Source organism: Pedobacter sp. WC2423 (assembly GCF_040822065.1).
In the GTDB taxonomy this organism is placed as follows: Bacteria; Bacteroidota; Bacteroidia; order Sphingobacteriales; family Sphingobacteriaceae; genus Pedobacter.
Genome location: NZ_CP162005.1, coordinates 319,214 through 339,885, shown reverse-complemented (window position 1 = coordinate 339,885; position 20,672 = coordinate 319,214). Strand labels below are relative to the sequence as shown.

Below are 20,672 nucleotides of genomic sequence, written 5' to 3'. Positions count from 1 at the left end.
AACTGATATACTTTCAGTTGTACATAGGTATATTTTACGATTCAACAATTTTTATCCGGACAGGGTACGATTATATGATTTTCCATCCAGGTTTTGGCTTCCTGAATGCGAATGCAGACATTCTTTTGCTCAGCAGCTTGCTGACCTTTGTTACGTGAAATGAAACATAAACTAACGCATGAAACAACGAATAGCATCATCAAATTTTTAAAAATCAATTGTTTTCTCATAAAAACACTTAAATAATCTTCAAGTATAAATTTTTAAAATTATAATCATTTTTTTATTACACGAATCCACATATTATCGTGGTTAATAGTAATATCAAGATTTTAGATTTTAAATCAGATTTTTGACGAAATAATAAACAATTGTGAATATCTAAACGAAAATTTCAATTAACTAATGACGGGAATTTTATTAAGGTAATAGAAAAATAAATGCGCCAAAGACCTATCATGAATAGTCCTCTGACGCATATTTGATTAAAATATTAATTTAACGTCCACTGGCTGCTCTCGGCAGTAGCGTTAATACTGGTAGCCTGCGCAAACCCGCTCTGATTTTCTAAATTCAGGTAAGTGTTTTTCCATTCACTTTTAATCCTTTTAAAGCCATTGTAATCTTCAATTATCCAATAACTGCTGTAAAAACTATCAGGGATTACTGAACTTTCTGCATAGCTATACAAATGCTCAATATTCAAATAATGACTTGTACTTACATTTTTAATCCTGGTATGCCCGTTAACCTGCTCTAAAACCCATTTTGCACGGGCATCAGTATTGGATGAGCCGTATTTAACCTGGCCGGTTTCTTCAAACAGAAAAGTATTTAACCATTTATTTTTGATAGTAATACCTGTTCCGGTTGGTGGTGTTATAGTTCCGCCTCCAATACTGTTCAACAGACTTTCGGCATTGCTAACCTGTTGCGCGGCAAAGTAACCAAAGACCTGATTAAGTTGCTGCTGAATGCCAGAATTACCTTTATACTGTTTACGATATTGATATAAACGGTAAATCAATTCCAGTTCATGCTGCCCATAAGACACGCCCAGTTTTTGCTGCATGGTAGTTAAAAATCCATAACCAAATTCAGCAGTAGGCTCAATCATCGTTCCCTCTCCGTAATCATTCCACGTTGCAAACTGAATAATGCCTACGCTGGAGGCTAATGCTTTATCCAGCAAGGTTGAAAAAGTACTGGTTCCATTATAGGCAATTTGCCAGGTAGGCCCGTCAGCTCCGCCAGCCTGGTAAAAAGATTTGAAACCAGGATAAACTATACCAATTGAAATTGGGAAATTAGAAGCCTGTGCATAATAGTTATTTACCACGGTAGGATGATCCTGATAAATCCATGGAAACTCCCCTCCGGCATTATTTGATCCCACCTGGTTTGTATTCCCATATAATGGGATAACTTTTGGTTTTGGATTAAGACCTGCCAGGATTTGATTCCATTCTGAAGGCTGATGAAAAGTTATCGGGCCAAAGTTTAAAACCACTGGCACATTGTTCACCTTCAGATAATTACTTTGATTGAAGTAATTGTTCTGCATATAAACGAAATCACCATTTGCGCCGCTGGTTTGTCCGGCGTCCCAGTTCCGGTCTTCGTGTACAATACTGAATTGTAACCCAAGCGCATTTAATTTTGAAATCAGTGCATTAGAATTTGCCAGGTTATCCGGATAATCATAACGTGCCCTTGTACCCGGCCAGTCAATCATCACCCCATCAACCCCCGAATACTTCATCAGTAATAACTGGTATTCGATGATATCAGGATCTCCTGAGGCATATGGGCCTGTTTTCGGATAAGCATAAGCCGCAATCTGACGCTTACCGTTTGTGATTACGTCCGGATTTTGCGTGTTCATTTTCCAATGATACCCCCACGCCCCTCTTGAATCCGGTGTTTCGAACCAGGGCATCCAGTGCATGAAAATTTTCTTGGAGGTTGACTTTGAGATTGCATTCGCTACAGTAAGCGATTTAGATGCACCCTGTTCACCTTGCTGTGAGGTGACTGACTTTTTACAACCCAGGCAAGCCATGGCTATAAGTAAGCAAATAGTTAAGTGTTTCATATCAATAGAATATTTGGTTATCTACCCTGCACATTGTGCTCCGGGTATTTCTACAAATGACAGCAGTATATTCAGTTAATTAAAGCATTCTCCCCTTTCTGAGAAATAATATAAACTCACACCGGAAAAACAAACACACAAACAACTGATAAACAACCAATTAATATTTAAAAAACACGAATACTTCCAGGAAGAATATAAATCAGAATTTAATGATTAGCTTAAATAGTATGAAACACCTGGTACTTCATCTAACCTTATTGTTTATCGGTTGCCTTTACTCTGCCGCCCAATCTCCTGCAAGGGAAATAGAAAAACTTAAACTTGTTTTAAAGGAGAAGTCACAATTAGATGCACAAAAACAAAAACGTATTGACTTTCTGAAAGCTTCACTGACACACAAAGAATTGGATTTAAACGATGAATATGTGGTCTGCCTTAAGCTATACAATGAATATAAATCTTTCAGATATGATAAAGCATTTTATTACGCTCATCAGTTACAACGCATCAGTAATGAACTGAAAGATCCAGCTAAAATTGCCTATGCCAAGTTAAAACTGGGTTTTATCTTACTTTCTTCGGGTATGTTTAAAGAAACTTTTGATTCACTGAGTACTTTAAAGCTCAAACATCTGCCCGACTCAGTTAAAAGAGAATATTACTTGCTTAGCGCAAGAACTTATTATGATCTTGCAGATTTTGACCAGGATGATTATTACACCAGGATCTACAAGACCAAAGCCAGCCTTTACGTGGACTCTGCACTTAAACTATGTGACAATCATTCTTTTGATTATGCTTATTATAGCGGTTTAAAATTGATTAAAGCGGGTGATCTTAAGCAGGCTATTCCTAAACTTAAATCACTGATTTATAGCAAGCGGTTATCTGAGCATGAGTATGCAATTACCGCCTCTACATTAAGTGATATATACATCCAGTACCACCAACCTGACAGGGCCATCAAATTGTTAATCAATGCTTCGATAGCCGACATCAAATCATCTACAAAAGAAGCTGCAGCCATGTTAAACCTCGCTCAGCTCCTGAATAAAAAAACGCATATAGAAGATGCTTACCTTTTGATCAAAGCAGCTATGGATGATGCGGTTTACTACGGTGCCAGACAGCGCAAAGTACAAGTAAGCGCTATTTTACCAGTCATTGCCAGTGCAAAAATCTTACACGAGCAGGAGCAAAAACAAATGTTGTTTTTTTATTGCGCACTGTTAACTGTCTTATCAATTACAATTATTGTTTTTGCCATCATCATTTACAAGCAGCTCAAAAGGATCAAAGCAGCTGACAAACTGGTTTTACAGGCAAATGCCAGGCTGAGGAATACAATAGAAAAACTGAACGAAGCAGAAAAGATCAAAGAAGAATATATAGGATATTATCTTCATATCATTTCTGATTACCTGAACAAACTGGAAAAGATTAAAAGTTCCATTACCCAAAGGCTTACGACTAAAAAATTCGGGGAGATCAAGGTATTGGTGGGCAATATCAATCTGAAAAAAGAGCGTGAAGAATTATTCAGCAATTTTGATAAAGCATTCCTGAAACTCTTTCCGAATTTTGTTACCGAATTCAATACCCTTTTCCCGGTGGAATATCAGGTCAGACTGCTACCCCATCAATTATTAAACACAGATTTAAGAATATTTGCGCTTATTCGTCTGGGCGTGAATGATCCGGATAAACTGGCCCGTATCCTGGAATATTCTTTAAATACAATTTATAATTACCGGACAAGGATTAAGAATAAATCAATTCATCCGGATAAGTTTGAAATCGCGATTATGGCTATAAAAGCTATATAGAGGATCCCCAATGCTAAGAATTTTGCAGTCTGGCTGGTATAATACTTATAACCGGTATTTTAATCCTGATCAAATAGAAACAAAAGGGATATTACAGAAAAATAGCAACCGGTATAGGGTTATCTGAGCAATAACTTTTAAATAAATCCTTTTGGCAACGATTGCGCAATTTTAATACCTCCATTTTTGCCATTAACTCCTTCTAATCGTAATTTCAAATCTTTAAGACCAAATATCCAAAAGCATAAATTATATGAAAAGATTAGCACTGCCTTTAATTTACCTTCTCGCCATAACTCCTTTAATCCTGCTGATGTCTTTCTATTGGCCTGCTAAAAACATAACCGTTTATCTTGCAGGAGATTCAACTATGTCTGATAAAAACATCAGGGCTTATCCCGAAACTGGCTGGGGTATGCCTTTTGCCCTATTCTTTGATTCTACAGTTATCATAAAAAATATAGCCAAAAATGGCAGAAGCACTAAAACCTTTATTACTGAAGGTTTATGGAAACAGATTTCCGATCAGTTAAAAGCAGACGATTATGTATTTATTCAATTTGGGCATAATGATGAATCAAAGGCAAAATCCAGCTACACTCCTGAAGCTGATTACCAAAACAACCTGCGGTTATTTATCAAAGAAACAAGGACGAAAAATGCGGTTCCGATATTAATTACTCCTGTATCACGCCGTAAATTTAATGCCACCGGTCAAATTGAAGAAACACACCTCATTTATTCAGCACTGGTACGCGAGGTTGCGCAAGAACAACAAGTACAATTAATTGATCTGGACAAAGAAAGCCGGGCATTGTTTCAGGAACTGGGCCCGGAAAACTCAAAAATGCTCTTTAATCAGTTAAAAGCTGGTGAAAATCCCAATTATCCGGAAGGAAAAACAGATAATACCCATTTCAACGAAATGGGTGCCCGTAAAATTGCAGAAATCGTACTGCGTGAAATCAAAAAACAACATTTAAGTCTGGCAGACCGGATTTATAAAAAATAGCCGCCCCGGAAAGAGGCAGCTATAAGAGAAACGCTATTTTAAATTTTAAGGCCAGATTGTACCAGTTTGACTATTGCTCAGCCATGGTTTACCATTGCAACTTGTTCCTGGATGTGCTTTAAGACAAGCTTTCACAAACGCAGCACCGGTTGCATGGCTTTTTTGTTTCTTAGCACTGCAATAAGTAGTTCCCGTGTTATCCTGATAAAGCTGATAAGCCGGGTATCCCAATCCACTGGCAATTTGAAAATTACTTTGAACAGCACCAGGAAAACTGGTTTCTGAACCAAGAACCCATCCTCTTGAACTTTCATTTGTACCAGCAACCATATCAGCAGGAGGATTCAATGTAATGGTCACTGTTGAAGATGAACTGCTTGAACTTGCGGTATGCGAATAAGTAGACTCCGACCCGCCACCTAGAGGTATACCCAGGAATGAAATTCCTAAAGAAACTGTTTGTTCAATAGTTTTTTCAATACTATTATAAGAATCACTTTGCACAGTGATCACAACAGAAGGATAATTACTGATCGCAACGCCTGTTAAAAAGCCGAAAGGACCATCTTCGGAAAAATCAATGTTTGGTTTTGGAGAAAATACAAAACCTGAAATATCTTTAGAACCATTTCTGATCGCATCAGTGATCGGTTTCATCCATGACCAGTTTAATCCGGTTGCCATACTAAATGCAGTAGGGCCATAATTAACCAGCGTAACACCCGTAAAAGTCATGCTCACACTAATCGCATTCGAAGCGGTTGCAATCGTATCTGAAAAATAACTTGCACTCCCGTCTACAGATAAAGTGAGAAAAGAAAGGATAGGAATTTCAAAACTTGCCCCACCTTCAATACTTATTTTCACCTCACTTTCACTTGACCGGGTAACGGTCATGTTTAGTTCAACCTTATTACTGGTTGCGCTTAAACCATTAATGATATCAGGCAATGGCGTGCTTACTGCATAAGCAGGATGATAAACAGTCGCACTATCATCTAATAACATTCCACCGTTGTCGGCATCAGCACTCTGTACATTACCCAGTGCTGTGTACAAATATCCAGTGTTCATTGTTGTTGCATTTTGCAAAGAGATACTGCTGCCCAGTGCATTCAGGTAATTTGCAAAAATTGGTAATACAGGCTGACCACTTGCTGGTGTATTGTTTAATAATTTAGCTAAGTTTTTACTTCTTTGAATCGTATAAAGATCAGTGGCAGGTGTTGCCCAGGTCGTTGCAATAGTACTCATAATAATATCTATTGGCTGTTGTTTCCCCGTGGCCACTACCGGACCATAGATTGATGTCCAAAGATTTAAGAGCGCCATTTGCTGATTAGTCGCTTTTTTTTGTGCTGCGTTAAGTGATGCCTGATCTGCACTTGACAGCATATATTTTACGCTGGATAATGCTTCAATAAAAAGATTAGTAAATGGCTCATCAAGCGTTACAGGATTTGCACCAGCGGTTAAACCAGCACTGATCCAACCATAAGTAGTCGCATTGAACTCCAGGTTATTAGGATTGAGGTAATAGTATGGGAAGTTTCCTAAAGCGGTTACGCCAAAATCTGTTAGTGGCTCTTTTAATACAGATGACAAAAGTGTTGATGCTTGCTCTTTCAGCGCATCGATAATTTCTGATGCTTCTGATTCGACGGTTAATTCGGTATTCATGGTCGTAGTGTTTTGAGGGTTGAATTTTACCTACTCTGTTAAGGCTTTTCGGTTTCTGCCTTTGTCAGCTTTAAATTAAAGCGCTTTAATCGTTTGACATGTCAAAGTAAAGGCAGAATAAAAGCTTTTTTCCGCGTTGAATATCCCGGCTTGGTAAACAGGTGTTTTTAACATGCAGACCAGGTAAAAACACCTGGTCTGCATGTTTCAGGAAAAAGAATAAAGAGGTTTTCTATTAAAATTTGACTTCGAAGATGCCATACTTGATGGCAAAGATGACTAAGCCGGCTGTGTTTTTACAACCTGTTTTTATTAACAGGTTTGTCCGGTGTCCGTCAACAGTACGACTGCTGAGAAACAGTTTTTCAGAGATTTCAACATTGGTCAGTTCATCACAGATCATCTTTAAGATGGTAGTTTCCCGCTCCGAAAGATTGATGGGTATACTGCTTACACTTTTCAAACCCTGCTTGCGGTATCTGGCCGCGTTGCGCATCGCATTTAAAGTTTCAATATTAAAATGAAAGCCAACGTGATAGGTATTATGAATAGCCGAAAACAATTCGCTGGTTTCACAATTCTTGATCAGATAACAGCAGGCTCCGGCCTCTATCATTTTACTTAGATAACGCTCTTCACCATGCACAGAAAGTATGATCACTTTTATCGAAGGATAATCTTTATGCAAAACTGCATTCAGTTCAACCCCGTTCATTTCGGGCATATTCATATCAATCAATGCCACATCAGGAAGACTTTCCAGCCCGCCAAGCTGTTCTAAAAAAACCTTCCCATTTTCAGCCTGGGCCACCAGCTGGTAATCAACTTTACTACTTAAAAGATTAACCAGCCCTTCCCGAAATAAGTGCTGGTCATCAACAACGGCAATCCGTATTTTGTCTGACATCATTTAAAATCTAAACTAATAAACTGTTCAACACGATAAACATAGAGAATCCAGCTCCCGGAGCAGTTTTCACCGTATAAGTCGCATCGATCATATTTAACCTGCTTTCTATATTTTGCATCCCCATTCCTTTTCTGTTCTTCTGATCCCCAGGATCATACCCTATTCCTTCATCCCTGTATTGGATAGCTAATAAACCATTTTCCATGAAAATGGATATCTCTATCCGTTTTGCACTCCCATGCTTAACCGTATTGGAAATAAGCTCTTGTAATACCCTGATTAAGGCTAATGCCATATCGTATGGTAATTTATCTGTAATAGCCTCTGCAGCATTAATAATGTTTATCAATGAACCATCTTCATCATTTATGCTATCAAGTAATTCTTCCAGCGCTACCGTAAAACCAAATAATGCTAAAGCAGGAGGTGATAAATTATGCGATATGTTACGTACATCCTGTATAATTTTATCAATTAACAGTTTATGAGCAGCCATTATAGCTCCAACCCCTTGTTTTTCAGCAAGATCCTCCCGGTTAATTAACATGCGTAAATTTGACAAAGAACCGCCAACATCATCATGTAAATCCTGACCGATACGCTTTCTTTCTTCCTCTTGTGATTGTAATACCACCCGCATCAATTCTTTTTGATAACTCATTTCTGCCTCATGAATCTGCTGTCTGTTCTTGAGTAATTTTTTCTGATTATTTATAAATAAAATCACAAATGAGACCACCAGCAGAGAAATACCACCGGTGCACAAAATGATTAACAGAAAAATATTATCCCCTATTGTTTGCTGCATTTACTAAAGCCAAAGGCAATTAAAAGATACATTATGAGTAAAAGTGTGGCATGGATATTCCACATTAAAACATTGATCGCATAATACTTTTCAGTCATCTCGTTTACAGTTAAATTGGAGAAAGAGAAAATAAACAAGGCACCCGAAAAGTATAATAGTATTCCAGTATTAATCCAGTTTACCGGATTTAGTGACCACCTGGTTTCTGCATCATTGCTCTGCGCAAAATAAGCAAGACTACAGCCCATTATAATTAATGCTTCAACCGGTCTGGCATAGGTATTAAATTGATAGATACTTTGGAAAAACAAGAAGTTTACAATACAGAATACCGGAAAAAGAATCAGCAGATATTTAATAATCCTGACAGCTGTTTCCTCCTTCAAAACAGACAGATAAAAATAGCTCATCAATACAAATTCAAGTATAGTGAAAACATGCAAAACCGGAAGATTGTTAATCTTGTGATTTGCAAGCAGCACAGCCAATACATTGACGACACAATCCAGTAATAAATAATACCAGATTATTTTTAATGGCCTGTCAGCATCCTTTCTTTTGGAAGCAGCCATACCAATAGGAATTAAAACACTTACAGGAACAATTATTCCTGTATAGATCAAACTGACTGGAATTGCCATTATTTTTTATATCGCAAATAAGGCTCAACACTATTAAAACTGTCAAATAGCGGACTCATCGTGTTACATAAAGTTGGACAAGGCTGAGTGAAATCATACACGGTGGAATATGCTTTGTTTTTTAACATTTCTTCCTTAGATATATTAGCAGCACTGGATCTGGTAAGCATGTCATTGTTCTGCGCATCCACCGGAACCAGCATCCCACAGATTTGAAATGGAAAATCAGGATCAGGTATACTCATATACAGCCTCACTGAACTTGCATCCGGATGTTCTTGTTTCAGCAAATCTATATCTCTCATATTAATATTGATTGCTCTGAAAATTAATTGAGATGGTATTAACGGGCCAACAGAATCGCAAGCCGGAATTGCCTGTGGTAATTTAGATTCCTCAGGTAATGAGGTAATCATCTTTCTCCAGGACGTAGCTCTTTCAATGGCAACACTCAAAGGAATGGTTGGTGGAGTTTCAGCTAGTATACTGTTAGGTGTTATTTGTACAGATTGAATATGATCAGAGTTTTCCATGATTTCTTTATTTTATATTAATAGGATGTTATTTCATAATACTTTGCAGTTTTCCATTGGCAGCACTACAACTGTAAACCACAGCATAACCAGGTACACCGGCTGCATTGATTGTCCCAGTGCGGAATATGCCAAAAGCTGCTACCCAAAATAAATATTCTACGGTAATCCGCGGATCAGCAATCGTTAAATTAGGGGTTGCCACCCTGCCAAAAGTTGCAGATGGTGTATTTCCGCTTGCCATTACTTGTGGCTGTAATTGTTTGGCAAGTTCCCCGGCAAGCAGTGGTTGTAAATTACTATTCGTCAAAAACAGAGAAAGTTGATTGGTCAGGCTTTTAAAATCTCCCATTACAGGCGTATAATTAAGCACAACACCAAAATCAGTATTTCCTGGTGGTAATTCAACGGAGGGAAAAACAGCTTTAAATAAATATTCTGATTCCAGATAAGCTGAATTAATTGCTTTACTAATAGTCTTTGAAAGTGTGGAATCAGGCAAATCTGACTCAGCAAACGGAGGAGGAACCGAAACTTTAGTACGTGGAGTGAGAGAGGTCGTAATCAAATTCAGATCCTGAGTAGCGGTTGGAATGTCCGTTATATGCGTTTCAGTTAAAGTCAGAATTTCTTTCCTGGTCAGGGAAATAATGGAGGCAAATTGGCCCATTGTAATGGTTGATTTAGATTAAAATACCTACTCTTTTATGGCTTTTCAGTTTACGCCCTATTGCTATTGAGAACGGCTAAATTATTTTAAAATATTGAATTGTAACGAGATAGAAATACCTGATTATTTAAGGTGTTTTCGTCTTTTTACTTTAAATTATTTTTCTGTATATAAGACAGGGTTTTCCGGGCATGAAATTAAACCTAAAACTAATATCCGGTTTTATACTGCAAAAAAAACGAAAGGCAGCGCTGTTAGCAAAAGATGAACAACTTGAACAAAAACAGGCTGTATCATAAATCATTGATTTGCTTACAGGCTTCAGGGGTTTGCATACATGCGCGCGATTTGGCTTACCGACCTTTGAATCATGGAAATAAAACAAATAGCATTGGGCAGCCAGGGTTTGGTTGTGCCTTTGATCGGTCTGGGTTGTATGGGGATGACGGGTTTTGAAGAGGCACATATGTATGGTCCTGCGGATGAGCAGGAAGCCATCGCAACGATCCAGCGTTCGCTTGAGTCAGGAGGTAATTTTTTAGATACTGCCGATCTGTACGGACCGCTGAAGAATGAGCAGCTGATCGCTAAAGCGATCAGTGGTAAACGTGATCAGTATATTTTGGCAAGCAAGTTTGGCTGGGAGATCGATGATAACAATAAGGTAACCTGGGCCATCAATGGTAAAAAAGATTATGTGAAGAAAGCTGTGGAGCGTTCGCTCAAAAACCTGAATACGGATTACATTGATCTGTATTACCTGCACCGTCTGGATAAAAATACGCCGATCGAGGAAACAGTTGAGGCGATGGCTGAGCTGGTTCAGGAAGGTAAAGTGGGTTATATCGGGTTGTCGGAAGTTTCGTCTGAAACGGTTAAGCGGGCGCATGCCGTACATCCGGTCACTGCCGTACAAAGCGAGTATTCTTTGTTCGAGCGAACGGTGGAAGAACGTGGGGTTTTGGCAACCTTAAAGGAACTGGGTATTGGTTTTGTAGCTTACTCACCGCTGGGCCGCGGATTCTTATCCGGACAGATCAAAAGTATCGGCGACCTGCCTGAGCATGATTTCCGCAGGGCAATCCCGCGTTTCCAGGGCGTACAGTTCGACAAGAATATTGAATTGGTGAAAGCTATCGAAGTAATGGCCGCAACCAAAAATGTTACTTCTTCGCAGCTGGCTTTGGCCTGGATCATGAGCAAAGGCATTGTGCCGATCCCTGGAACGAAACGCCGGAAGTACCTGGAGCAAAACATGGCGGCAACAACTATTGTATTAACTCAGGCAGATCTATCACAACTGGAAAGCATTGTGCCTTTAGGTACGGATACCGGCGCGCCTTATGATGAGTTCAGTATGGGTTTAATTGATTAATTTTGTTTATGAACTCGATTAACACCTTATCTGAATTTCACCGTTTGTTGTCCTTAACAGAACCTCACCACCCGCTGGTGAGCGTGATCAATCTGGCGGAAAGTGTTTTTTTGGAAGACGAGATCTGGAAAGGTTTCGTTAACCGCTTTTATTGCGTGGCGCTCAAACGCGAGGCCAAAGGCAAAATCAGATATGGACAGCAGCATTATGATTACGATAAAGGAGTACTGAGTTTTACCGCGCCTAATCAGGTGCAGCAACTGGACCTGCAGAATATGGAATGCGGGTCTGGTTATCTCCTGATCTTTCACCCGGACTTCCTGTTACAGCATGCGCTGGCAAACAGCATTCATCACTATGGCTTTTTCGATTACGCGGTTAACGAGGCGCTGCATCTGTCGGCCGGGGAAGAAGATGACCTGATCACGATCCTCCATAAAATTGATAAGGAGTGCCAGCATATTGATAAACACACCCAGGAGATCATTCTGACGCAGATCGAGAGCTTGCTAAAATACTCCAACCGTTTTTATGAGCGGCAGTTTTTGACCCGCAAGAATAATAATTCAGCGCTGCTGACCAGGTTTGAGCAGTTGATCGATGCCTACTTTAACAGCGACGTACAGGGTTTGCTCACCGTACAATACATTGCTGCACAGATGAACCTGTCGCCGAATTACCTGAGTGACCTGCTTCGGGTTCATACCGGGCAGAACACACAGCAGCATATTCATGAAAAACTGATCGCGAAAGCCAAAGAAAAACTTTCAACGACCAGTCTTTCGGTCAGCGAGATCGCCTATGCTCTGGGATTTGAGCATGCGCAATCCTTTAGCACGCTTTTCAAAAAGAAGACGAATTTATCACCGCTGGAATTTCGTCAGGCTTTTAACTGATAAAAATTAATTGATGTTTTAAGGACTTGAAAACTTATAAATTGAACTCGTTTTATAAGTTTGTCCAGGCTTAAGTACTGTGGAAGGAAAAGCAGCCTGGTTTGGAGAATCCGGGAAATGCTGAGTTTCCAATGCAATTGCCGTTCTAAAGTCATCTCTTGTACCACCTTTAAAGGTATTTTTACCTTGCATAAAATTACCGCTGTAAAATTGTAATCCAGGCTCAGTGGTATAAATATCCATCACAATACCAGATTTATCACCCTGAACAGTAGCTGCATGAAACATGCCCATTCCTTCTGTTTTATTCAACACAAAGTTATGGTCATAACCTTTACCATAGCTTAATTGTTCATTTTTATCGTCGATCCTGGCTCCTATAGTAAATGGTTTAGAGAAATCGAATGGAGTTCCAGCCACCTTTTCAATCTTACCCGTTGGGATTAAAGCAGAATCGACCGGAGTATATCCATCTGCATAAATCTGTAGCTTGTGCCCCAGAATTTTACCGCTTCCTTCGCCATTCAGGTTAAAAAATGCATGATTGGTCAAATTTACCACAGTTGGCTTATCCGTTGTAGCTTCATAATCCATTTTCAACTCATTATCATCAGTTAACGTATAGGTTACTTTAACGGTTAAATTACCAGGAAAACCTTCTTCCATATCTTTTGATAAATAATGAAATTCAACGGTATGTTCATTCGGTTGCTTTGCATCCCAGACCACATACTGATACCCCTTTTTACCCCCATGCAATGTATTCTGTCCATTGTTGGTGAATAAAGTATAAGATTTACCGTCCAAACTGAATTTACCTTTGGCAATCCGGTTACCATAACGTCCAATCGTTGCGCCGAAATAGGGCTCTGTAGATTTCTCATACGCATTCACACTATTGAAACCGACTACTACATCCGTTAATTTCCCAGTTTTGTCAGGAATCAGCAAACTAACCAGCCTACCTCCATAATTGGTAAATACAGCTTCTGCATGTTTAGCATTTTTCAAGACGTAAAGCCCTGTTTCCTGACCATCTGTAGTTCTTTTGAAAGAATCTGCCGAAAGCTTAACCGTTTGCACGGTGTCCAATACCTGCGTTGATTTAGTTTCTGAATTACAGGAAGCAAAAGTTGTCCCCGCAATTGCTAAAATAGTGATGTAAGTAAACTTCATATACCAAATTTATCTTTTATTTACCATGTAATTTATAATCCAGCAATTTAATCGCATACCCCCCTACTACACTTCGTGCCTGAAAGCCAACCTGTTTACCATCTGTTGTTTCATGCCAGTCACTTAGCGGAACTCTGCTGGATGTTTCTGTGGCAAACTTATAAACCGGATCAATAAACTTTTCAAAGTCTGCACGGTTATCCGTTAACGTTGCTGTCCACATAATCCAGTCCGATTTGGTATAACTGCGGCGGCTATCCAGCGGCAAACCAAAAGTATTTTGTTTAGTCAGATAATATTTAATTTCCTTTTTGAACACGTCTTTTGGAAAGATATCCATATCTAGTACTTTATCCCAAACCATGTTATATTTCTGGCTCCAGGTGTTTTTCTGATCAAAAGTTAAGGCATAATGATCTCCATCATTTGCCATTTCCATCCATTTAACCGCCATCTGTTTCGCCATCTGTTTATATTTCACAGCCTCAGCTTTCATTCCCAGTTTATCCGCAAGCATTCCGTATCCACCTAAAGCGACAATTGCTTTAACGGATAAATTTGCATTACGTGCCATATGACCTGCAAAATCATCTGTACAAAGCTGATTAGCCGGATCAAACCCTTCTTTACTTAAGTAATCTGCCCAGACAGACAGTGTTTTCCAATGCTTTTTAGCGTAATCTGCATTGCCTTCCACCCTGGCAATTGCTGCGGTCAGAATAATCATATTACCTGCTTCTTCAACCGGCATATCTTCTCCGTAGGTCTGTCCGTTTGCCAGAGGATAAGTTCCCAGATCATGCGCAGGGAATGGTTTTTTCCATTTGCCACTTTCACTATAATAAAAGATCCCGTTTAACATCCCTTTCAGTAAATCAGGATTATAGACAAGATATAGTGGTGCAGAAGGATAAGTAATATCCACTGTATTGATAGATCCATTACTGAAGTTTTCTTTAGAAAGAAAAAGGAGTTCTCCTTGCGGGCTCTCCACCAGTTTATGGGCAGCAATTGACTGACGGTAAGAAAGATCTAAAAGGTCAGCATATTTTGCACCTCCTGCTTTAACATTGTCTGCACGGAATCTTTGATCAAAATCAGTACATTTTTTCAGCACAGCCGCATATTCAGCATTGGCAAGCTCCAATTGTTTTTCTATCGTCTGATCTTTTTTCCGGTTCCACCAGGCGCTTAGATTCTGGCCAAAATACTGCACAGCGTATAAATCATCATAACCTATTAAAATGTGTTTTTCAACGGGCGATGCTCCAACCTGGTTAAAAGGAAGTTCTGTAGAAAGCATTAATTTTTTCCCATCCGCACTGGTTTTTCCTTTCGCAATAGTCTTTCCGGTGGTCTTTCCAGTTGTAAATGCTGCTAAAGCTTCATCTGCCGGGCCGGTATATTGTTTAACCTGTGTCCCTGGTGCAGCTACATATAAATAACCCCAATCGATACGCACATCGTCACCAGATTTTTTCAATACCGCCTGTTCTTTGGTACCTGCTTTCAAAACAGACAATTGTCCTGTTTTATATTGCTTAGCAGTTACTTCCTGAAACTCTGTATTGACCGCTAAACCTGTACTTGCTCCAAAGTATACTTCAGCATTGTGTTTTTTACCATCTTTAGCTTTTACTTTAAAAGACACGTAAGAAACCGGCCGGGACAGTAGATTCAAATCACTCATCAGCAGTGGTGAAGTGAAGTCAACATCCAGATTTACATTTCCACATTCAAAACTATAAAAAGTTTGAGTGGCAGTTACGCCAATTTTAGTTTGTTTAGCCAGCAAAACATTTGGGTTACCCACCACAGGTTTATCATATACGAGTCCGGCGTCCAGCCATTGGCCACCCACATTATTTTTAACATGAACCGCCAGCAGATTCTGTCCCTTTTTCAAAATTCTGGTATCTACTGGTACATAAATAAACTTGCCATTGAAACATTCACAGGCAAAAATCCGGGTTCCATTTAAATAGACTTCAACATCATCATCGTTCATCAATTTAAGTTTCAAACCTTTAAAATCTGTTTGTCCTAAATTAAATGTCCGGCGCATCCACAGATCTTTAGTTTTCCACTGGGTGGTTGCTGCACCATCTCCAAAAGGAGCAGTTCCGGTTTTCCAGCTTGTTTCTGCAAATCCTGCCTGATTCCAGCCTTGCCCAGGCACTGATTCTATGTATTTTGCTGGGTATGCCTTTTCGTCCGAAGCAGGCAGCAGCGTCAGGAAGCTTTCCTCCTGTCCACCAAGAAAGCGGTAAACTTTGCCGTCTACCTTTAATAGACCTGTCAACGGTTGATTTGCTCCCGTCCAATGTTTGGTAGCCGATCTGTTTAATCCCTCTGTAAATGACCAGACACTAAAATAAGGATCGTGTGTAAGCAGTGGGTATGCCGGAGCAATACGCTGCTGCTGAACTGGGGAATGCTGTTGCTGGGCTGAAGCTTTGAGCAGCAAACCTGCTAAAGCTAAAGAGATAAATAATCGTTTCATGCGATGTATGTTTTATGGCTATAATTAAGGAGCTGGAATTAAGTAAAGTTTATTGTTAACACGCTTTAGTTCTTCTACAGGCATTTTAATCACTTTTCTATCGTAGGTCATAAAGCCATTGATTTCACCTTCTACATCAGTTGTTTGTGTATAAACTGCGGCCGATAGTCCTAGCGGTATTAATTCTGCTATCCTTTTGGTGAAGGCTGCATATTTGGCAAACAGGTCACCTGAATTTTTGAAAGACTGGTAGCCCCAGTTATTTTTTTGCTGCCACGTATGTCCATCAACTGGTAAACCCAATCCGCCAAACTCACCCAAAACAAGGATATGGCCCTTGCCAAATAAATCTGGTCTAGGCATAGCCGGATGCGGATAATTATGCAGATCGACCATATGTCCGGTGATATAAAAATTACCTCCGCTTGCACTATTGACTAAACGGGAGGGGTCTTTTTTCATCGTCCATTCTGTAATTTCAACCGTTTTAAACTGTCCCCAGGCTTCATTAAATGGCACCCAAACTACAATAGAAGGGAAATTATGCAGGCTGTTCATGATCGCATCCCATTCTTTACGGTAATACCCTTCAGATTCAGCTGTCCTGTTTTTGTCTGTTGCACGGTCAAGTACGCCGGGATTGTTTTCCCATCCGTTGCCCAGGTCACCACTTGGCATATCCTGCCACAACAACATTCCAACGCGGTCGCAATAATTGTAATATCTTGCCGGCTCCACTTTGATATGCTTACGAATCATGTTGAACCCCATCTTTTTAAGTTCATCAATGTCATATAGCATAGCCTGTTCTGTAGGTGCTGTATATAAACCATCCGGCCACCACCCCTGATCGAGCGGTCCGTATTGAAAAACAAATTTGTTATTCAGCAGCATCCGTTGCATGCCTTTGCCATCCGGACCCATAGAGATCTTACGCATCGCGAAATAACTCTTTATTTCATCTACAGGTTTCCCATTTCTCAGCAACGTAATTTTCAGATCATATAAAAACGGATGTTCCGGAGACCATAACTTTTCATTTTTAACTGAAATCTCAGCAGTCGCATCTACAGCTACCTTTTCTTCGGCAATTACGGTACTCCCATCTAATATACTGATTTTCAACTGGTCACCCGGCTGGTTATTTTGAACCGCAGCACTTACCGAAATACGGTGCGTATCGATATCTGGTGTTTGTTTGGTAGATAGAATATAAGATTTGGGTACAGCTTCCAGCCAAACTGTTTGCCAGATACCCGTTACGGGTGTATACCAGATATTTTCTGGTTTTCTCACCTGTTTTCCTCTTGGCTGGGGCCCCTCGTCGGTCGGATCCCATACCCGTACTTTAATTTCCTGCTTATTCCCTTTTTTAAGTAAGGAAGTAATATTCAACGAAAAAGGATCAAAACCTCCTTCATGTTTCCCTGCGCTTTTACCGTTGACAAAAATTTCAGCCTGCCAGTCTACGGCTCCGAAATGCAGCAGCACATCTTTACTGTTCGCCGATTCCGGCAACGTGATGATATTTTTATACCACAATACACTGTCTTTACCCACTGTTTTACCAACTCCGGATAAGGCAGACTCTACTGCAAATGGCACCAGGATATGACCCTGATATTTAGCGGGTTCTTGCTGGTTTTCAGGTATAATGGCATACTCCCAGAGCCCGTTCAGATTTTTCCATTTATTGTTGCGCACAAGCTGCGGCCTCGGATACTCCGGCAAAGGGGCAGCTGGATTTACTTTCTCTGCCCATGGAGAAACAATTTTGTCTTTAATTAAAGCCCATTTTGCCTGCTGTGCATTGGCAGAATAACCTAATAGTAAGAGCATTGTTCCCGTTAGAATTTTCTTCATCATCTTATGAATTTATGGTTATAATTGGTATTTCGTATTTAAAACTCGTATTCGTGGTTACAACTGGATTTTTTGAAGAGGCGAAAAAACCATGTCTTCTACCCCATCTATTTTCACCCCTATACGTGCGAAAACATAATTCTGAACCGGAACAATAGCCGGAACAACAGCTTTAAGTGTTAAAGCAGTGGGATCTGTTATAGCTCCTCCCGATAGCTCTGCACTGGCAATATTATCTGAGCCGGAAACAAACTGAGTTTTATTCACGTATAAATTAACGCGTTCAATTTTTTTAGCATCGTTACCTGTAATGATCTGGTCTACACGGAATGTGGCAGTCAGGTCAGTTCCGGAAACTTTATAAATGGCATTCCTGATCAGGTAATAAGGGATTGCCTGCAAGTCCAGGGTCTGATTTCCATTCACGGTGACTGCTAAGGTATCATTGACTCCCGCTGTATTTTGATGCCATTTAAAAGGCCCTTGTCCATTTGGAATGATAGCCTTATAATTACCATCAAACAAAAGTGCCGAATAACTTCCATCCTGAGCAAAGCTTGCATTAATAGCTCCCTTTTTTCCAAAACCCGGCTGATAGAATTCCAGCAGAACACGATTGAATTCCAATCCGATTTCCTCCTTATTATACAGAATCCTGCCTTTTAAAGTAGAGGAAGGCGCCTCATAATTATCCTTTTTACAGGAGAAAACGGGCAGGAAAAGAAACAATATATATATTGGTTTTAACTTCATAATTGTACTATTTAAAAGCCAGGGTTACTGGTTTGGTTGTTTAACAATTTTTGGATTTGCGGATAAAATATCATTGCCAATATTTGAATAATAATTCCCCATCTGGAACATATTTGCACCTGTAACTGCTGTAGGCAATATTTCTTTAAATAGCCATTTACCGTGATTTGGACTTCCAGGATTGTAATATTTATAAGACCAGAGTCCATAGGGTTGTGTATTTTTCTTGGTAGACTGCCCTATATTACTCACCAGCTGAGCGACAGACATTTTACTTCCATCCCAAACGATATGTGCCAAACGCCATCTTTTCATATCATATAAAGTGTGTCCTTCAAATACTAGTTCTACCCGGCGTTCATGAACAATCTGATCAAACGTAACTCCTTGTATTGCTGTTGTTAAACCAGCTCTGGAACGAACCTGGTTGATATATCCATCGGCAACACCGCCCATTCCCAGTTCAAAAGCAGCTTCGGCAGCATTCAATAGAACCTCTGCATAACGGTAACGGATAAATGCTACATCACTCTGTCTTCCCCTTCTTCCTGATCCTACCTGCGGATCTAAGTATTTTCGGATATAAAATCCGGTTTGCGTCCTGAATTCTTGTCCATTAACCGGCCCATCTTTCCCAACCACCTGAACTGCAACGTCAGTTCCTGGTAACTTCACTAAATGGCTCGCATCATCACTGCTTAAAACGCTGCCATCTGCCAACTGGTAACCTGCCCAGATATCAACGTTTTTACCTTTAAATGTCCCATCAGGCAATAAAATAGTTCCTGCCAGCCTGGCGTCCCTGCCCGCAAAAGCATCCAGCTGATTGGTGTAATATACAGGATTACCCTGCCCGTCCTTTGTAGCGATTGGTGCATAAGTATTGTCTAGTTTTTCAAAAGCTTGTACCAGGTTTAAAGAAGGGTTCAGACGTCCCGCATCCAAACCTTCGTCAGAAATTGAAAACGGTTGGTTGTTAGTGGTAAAACCATGAACTTTTGCTGAGTTTACTTTAAAATCTTCAATAAAAATGGATTCCTGATTGACACTGCTTTTATCCAGAAATACTGCCGCAAAGTTCTCTGAAAGGTCAGGTAAAACTTTATACAGTTGATAAGCACCAGCCTGACCATTGATAATTTCTTGTGCAGCTGCAAGTGCTTTTTGATAATAACCGCCAGCCAGACCAGCAGGTATTCCCACTTCCGCACCCGCCAAAGTAACTTGCGGAGTTTTAAAACCATATTTAGCAATAGACCCGGCATATAAGGCGGCACGCGCTTCCATCGCCAGTGCAGCTCCTTTGGATGCTCTTGATTTCTGGTTCACATCTTTTGGTAATATATTTTTTATCGCTTCAGCTTCGCTGATGACAAAATCATAAACCTCCGATTCTTTTGATCTTGGGACTTGTAAATTAGTTACATTTCCTGAATAATCGTACTGCATTGGCACTGTGATTATGGGTACTCCCCCCATCCGCTTTGCCAGTTCAAAATAAAAATTAGCTCTTAAAAACCGTGCTTCTGCAATGAACCTGGCCTTATCTGCTTCAGTAAGCTTGGTTGCCGCAGTGGCCCGCCTGATAAAAAGATTCATGTCACGGATATACCCATAATCCCAGTTTCCCCATTCTCCATAACCCCAGCCTGTACGCTGAACAATATTGTAGCTTCCGTTTTCTGAAGGAAAAGCCTCGCTAAAATCAACAAACGATCGCCAGCCATCTCCATCCAGACTTGAAAAATCCAGTTGCCGGTTATACAAATCTCCTAAAACAGAAAGTACCAAAGCCGGATCCGAGAAGGCGACTTCTTCGGGAATAATCTGTTTAGGAGGTACATCTAAAAATGCACTATCTTTTTTACAAGCCCCTGTAAGTAAAAGAGCTGTAAATGTAAGTACTGTATATATCTTCTTCATCATGC

The 20,672-nt window shown here is 39.9% G+C and carries 16 protein-coding genes; 4 read left to right on the top strand and 12 right to left on the bottom strand.

Annotated elements, in window-relative coordinates; genetic code table 11:
- Positions 1-493 precede the first annotated feature (493 nt).
- Positions 494-2,095, bottom strand: coding sequence for a hypothetical protein (locus AB3G38_RS01170; RefSeq protein ID WP_367866666.1), 1,602 nt, complete (start codon positions 2,093-2,095; stop codon positions 494-496).
- Between the two features lie 212 nt (positions 2,096-2,307).
- Here AB3G38_RS01170 and AB3G38_RS01165 point away from each other — a divergent pair, with 212 nt between their 5' ends.
- Positions 2,308-3,924 (top strand): DUF6377 domain-containing protein, encoded by a 1,617-nt coding sequence (locus tag AB3G38_RS01165; protein ID WP_367866665.1) that lies wholly within the window; start codon positions 2,308-2,310, stop codon positions 3,922-3,924.
- A 253-nt stretch (positions 3,925-4,177) separates the two neighbouring features.
- A complete protein-coding gene (locus AB3G38_RS01160) occupies positions 4,178-4,936 on the top strand; it encodes a rhamnogalacturonan acetylesterase (protein WP_367866664.1) in 759 nt (252 codons plus the stop codon).
- Positions 4,937-4,981: 45 nt separating this feature from the next.
- On the opposite strand, the gene AB3G38_RS01155 is transcribed toward AB3G38_RS01160, so the two are convergent.
- From AB3G38_RS01155 to AB3G38_RS01130, 6 genes are all read right to left on the bottom strand, one after another.
- Positions 4,982-6,616 carry a hypothetical protein gene (locus AB3G38_RS01155; protein WP_367866663.1) on the bottom strand — a complete coding sequence of 545 codons (1,635 nt, stop codon included), beginning with the start codon at positions 6,614-6,616 and terminating at the stop codon, positions 4,982-4,984.
- A 235-nt stretch (positions 6,617-6,851) separates the two neighbouring features.
- A complete protein-coding gene (locus tag AB3G38_RS01150) occupies positions 6,852-7,526 on the bottom strand; it encodes a response regulator (protein ID WP_367866662.1) in 675 nt (224 codons plus the stop codon).
- A 7-nt stretch (positions 7,527-7,533) separates the two neighbouring features.
- Positions 7,534-8,334, bottom strand: a complete 801-nt coding sequence (locus AB3G38_RS01145) for a sensor histidine kinase (RefSeq protein WP_367866661.1) — start codon at positions 8,332-8,334, stop codon at positions 7,534-7,536.
- On the bottom strand, positions 8,319-8,975 hold the full coding sequence (locus AB3G38_RS01140; RefSeq protein WP_367866660.1) for a hypothetical protein: 657 nt from the start codon (positions 8,973-8,975) through the stop codon (positions 8,319-8,321). Before AB3G38_RS01140 ends, AB3G38_RS01145 begins: the two co-directional genes overlap by 16 nt.
- Positions 8,975-9,508 carry a hypothetical protein gene (locus AB3G38_RS01135; RefSeq protein WP_367866659.1) on the bottom strand — a complete coding sequence of 178 codons (534 nt, stop codon included), beginning with the start codon at positions 9,506-9,508 and terminating at the stop codon, positions 8,975-8,977. Before AB3G38_RS01135 ends, AB3G38_RS01140 begins: the two co-directional genes overlap by 1 nt.
- 28 nt (positions 9,509-9,536) lie before the next feature.
- Entirely contained in the window at positions 9,537-10,178 is a 642-nt protein-coding gene (locus AB3G38_RS01130) for a hypothetical protein (protein WP_367866658.1), read from the bottom strand.
- Between the two features lie 370 nt (positions 10,179-10,548).
- On the opposite strand from AB3G38_RS01130, the gene AB3G38_RS01125 reads away from it, so the two are divergent.
- On the top strand, positions 10,549-11,553 hold the full coding sequence (locus tag AB3G38_RS01125) for an aldo/keto reductase (RefSeq protein WP_367866657.1): 1,005 nt from the start codon (positions 10,549-10,551) through the stop codon (positions 11,551-11,553).
- Between the two features lie 8 nt (positions 11,554-11,561).
- Positions 11,562-12,449: a helix-turn-helix domain-containing protein gene (locus AB3G38_RS01120; protein ID WP_367866656.1), complete on the top strand. Its 888-nt coding sequence runs from the start codon at positions 11,562-11,564 to the stop codon at positions 12,447-12,449.
- Positions 12,450-12,467: 18 nt separating this feature from the next.
- Here AB3G38_RS01120 and AB3G38_RS01115 read toward each other — a convergent pair whose 3' ends face one another.
- Genes AB3G38_RS01115 through AB3G38_RS01095 form a run of 5 tightly spaced genes read right to left on the bottom strand, consistent with a single transcriptional unit; the run spans position 12,468 to position 20,670 of the window.
- Positions 12,468-13,625: an aldose epimerase family protein gene (locus AB3G38_RS01115; protein WP_367866655.1), complete on the bottom strand. Its 1,158-nt coding sequence runs from the start codon at positions 13,623-13,625 to the stop codon at positions 12,468-12,470.
- A 16-nt stretch (positions 13,626-13,641) separates the two neighbouring features.
- Positions 13,642-16,128 carry a DUF4965 domain-containing protein gene (locus AB3G38_RS01110; protein WP_367866654.1) on the bottom strand — a complete coding sequence of 829 codons (2,487 nt, stop codon included), beginning with the start codon at positions 16,126-16,128 and terminating at the stop codon, positions 13,642-13,644.
- A gap of 24 nt (positions 16,129-16,152) precedes the next feature.
- The gene (locus AB3G38_RS01105; protein WP_367866653.1) at positions 16,153-17,994 is read right to left on the bottom strand and encodes a glycoside hydrolase family 2 protein; all 1,842 of its coding nucleotides are present in this window, start codon (positions 17,992-17,994) and stop codon (positions 16,153-16,155) included.
- Between the two features lie 54 nt (positions 17,995-18,048).
- Positions 18,049-18,744 carry a DUF3823 domain-containing protein gene (locus AB3G38_RS01100; protein ID WP_367866652.1) on the bottom strand — a complete coding sequence of 232 codons (696 nt, stop codon included), beginning with the start codon at positions 18,742-18,744 and terminating at the stop codon, positions 18,049-18,051.
- Positions 18,745-18,768: 24 nt separating this feature from the next.
- Positions 18,769-20,670, bottom strand: a complete 1,902-nt coding sequence (locus AB3G38_RS01095; RefSeq protein WP_367866651.1) for a RagB/SusD family nutrient uptake outer membrane protein — start codon at positions 20,668-20,670, stop codon at positions 18,769-18,771.
- Positions 20,671-20,672: the final 2 nt, after the last annotated feature.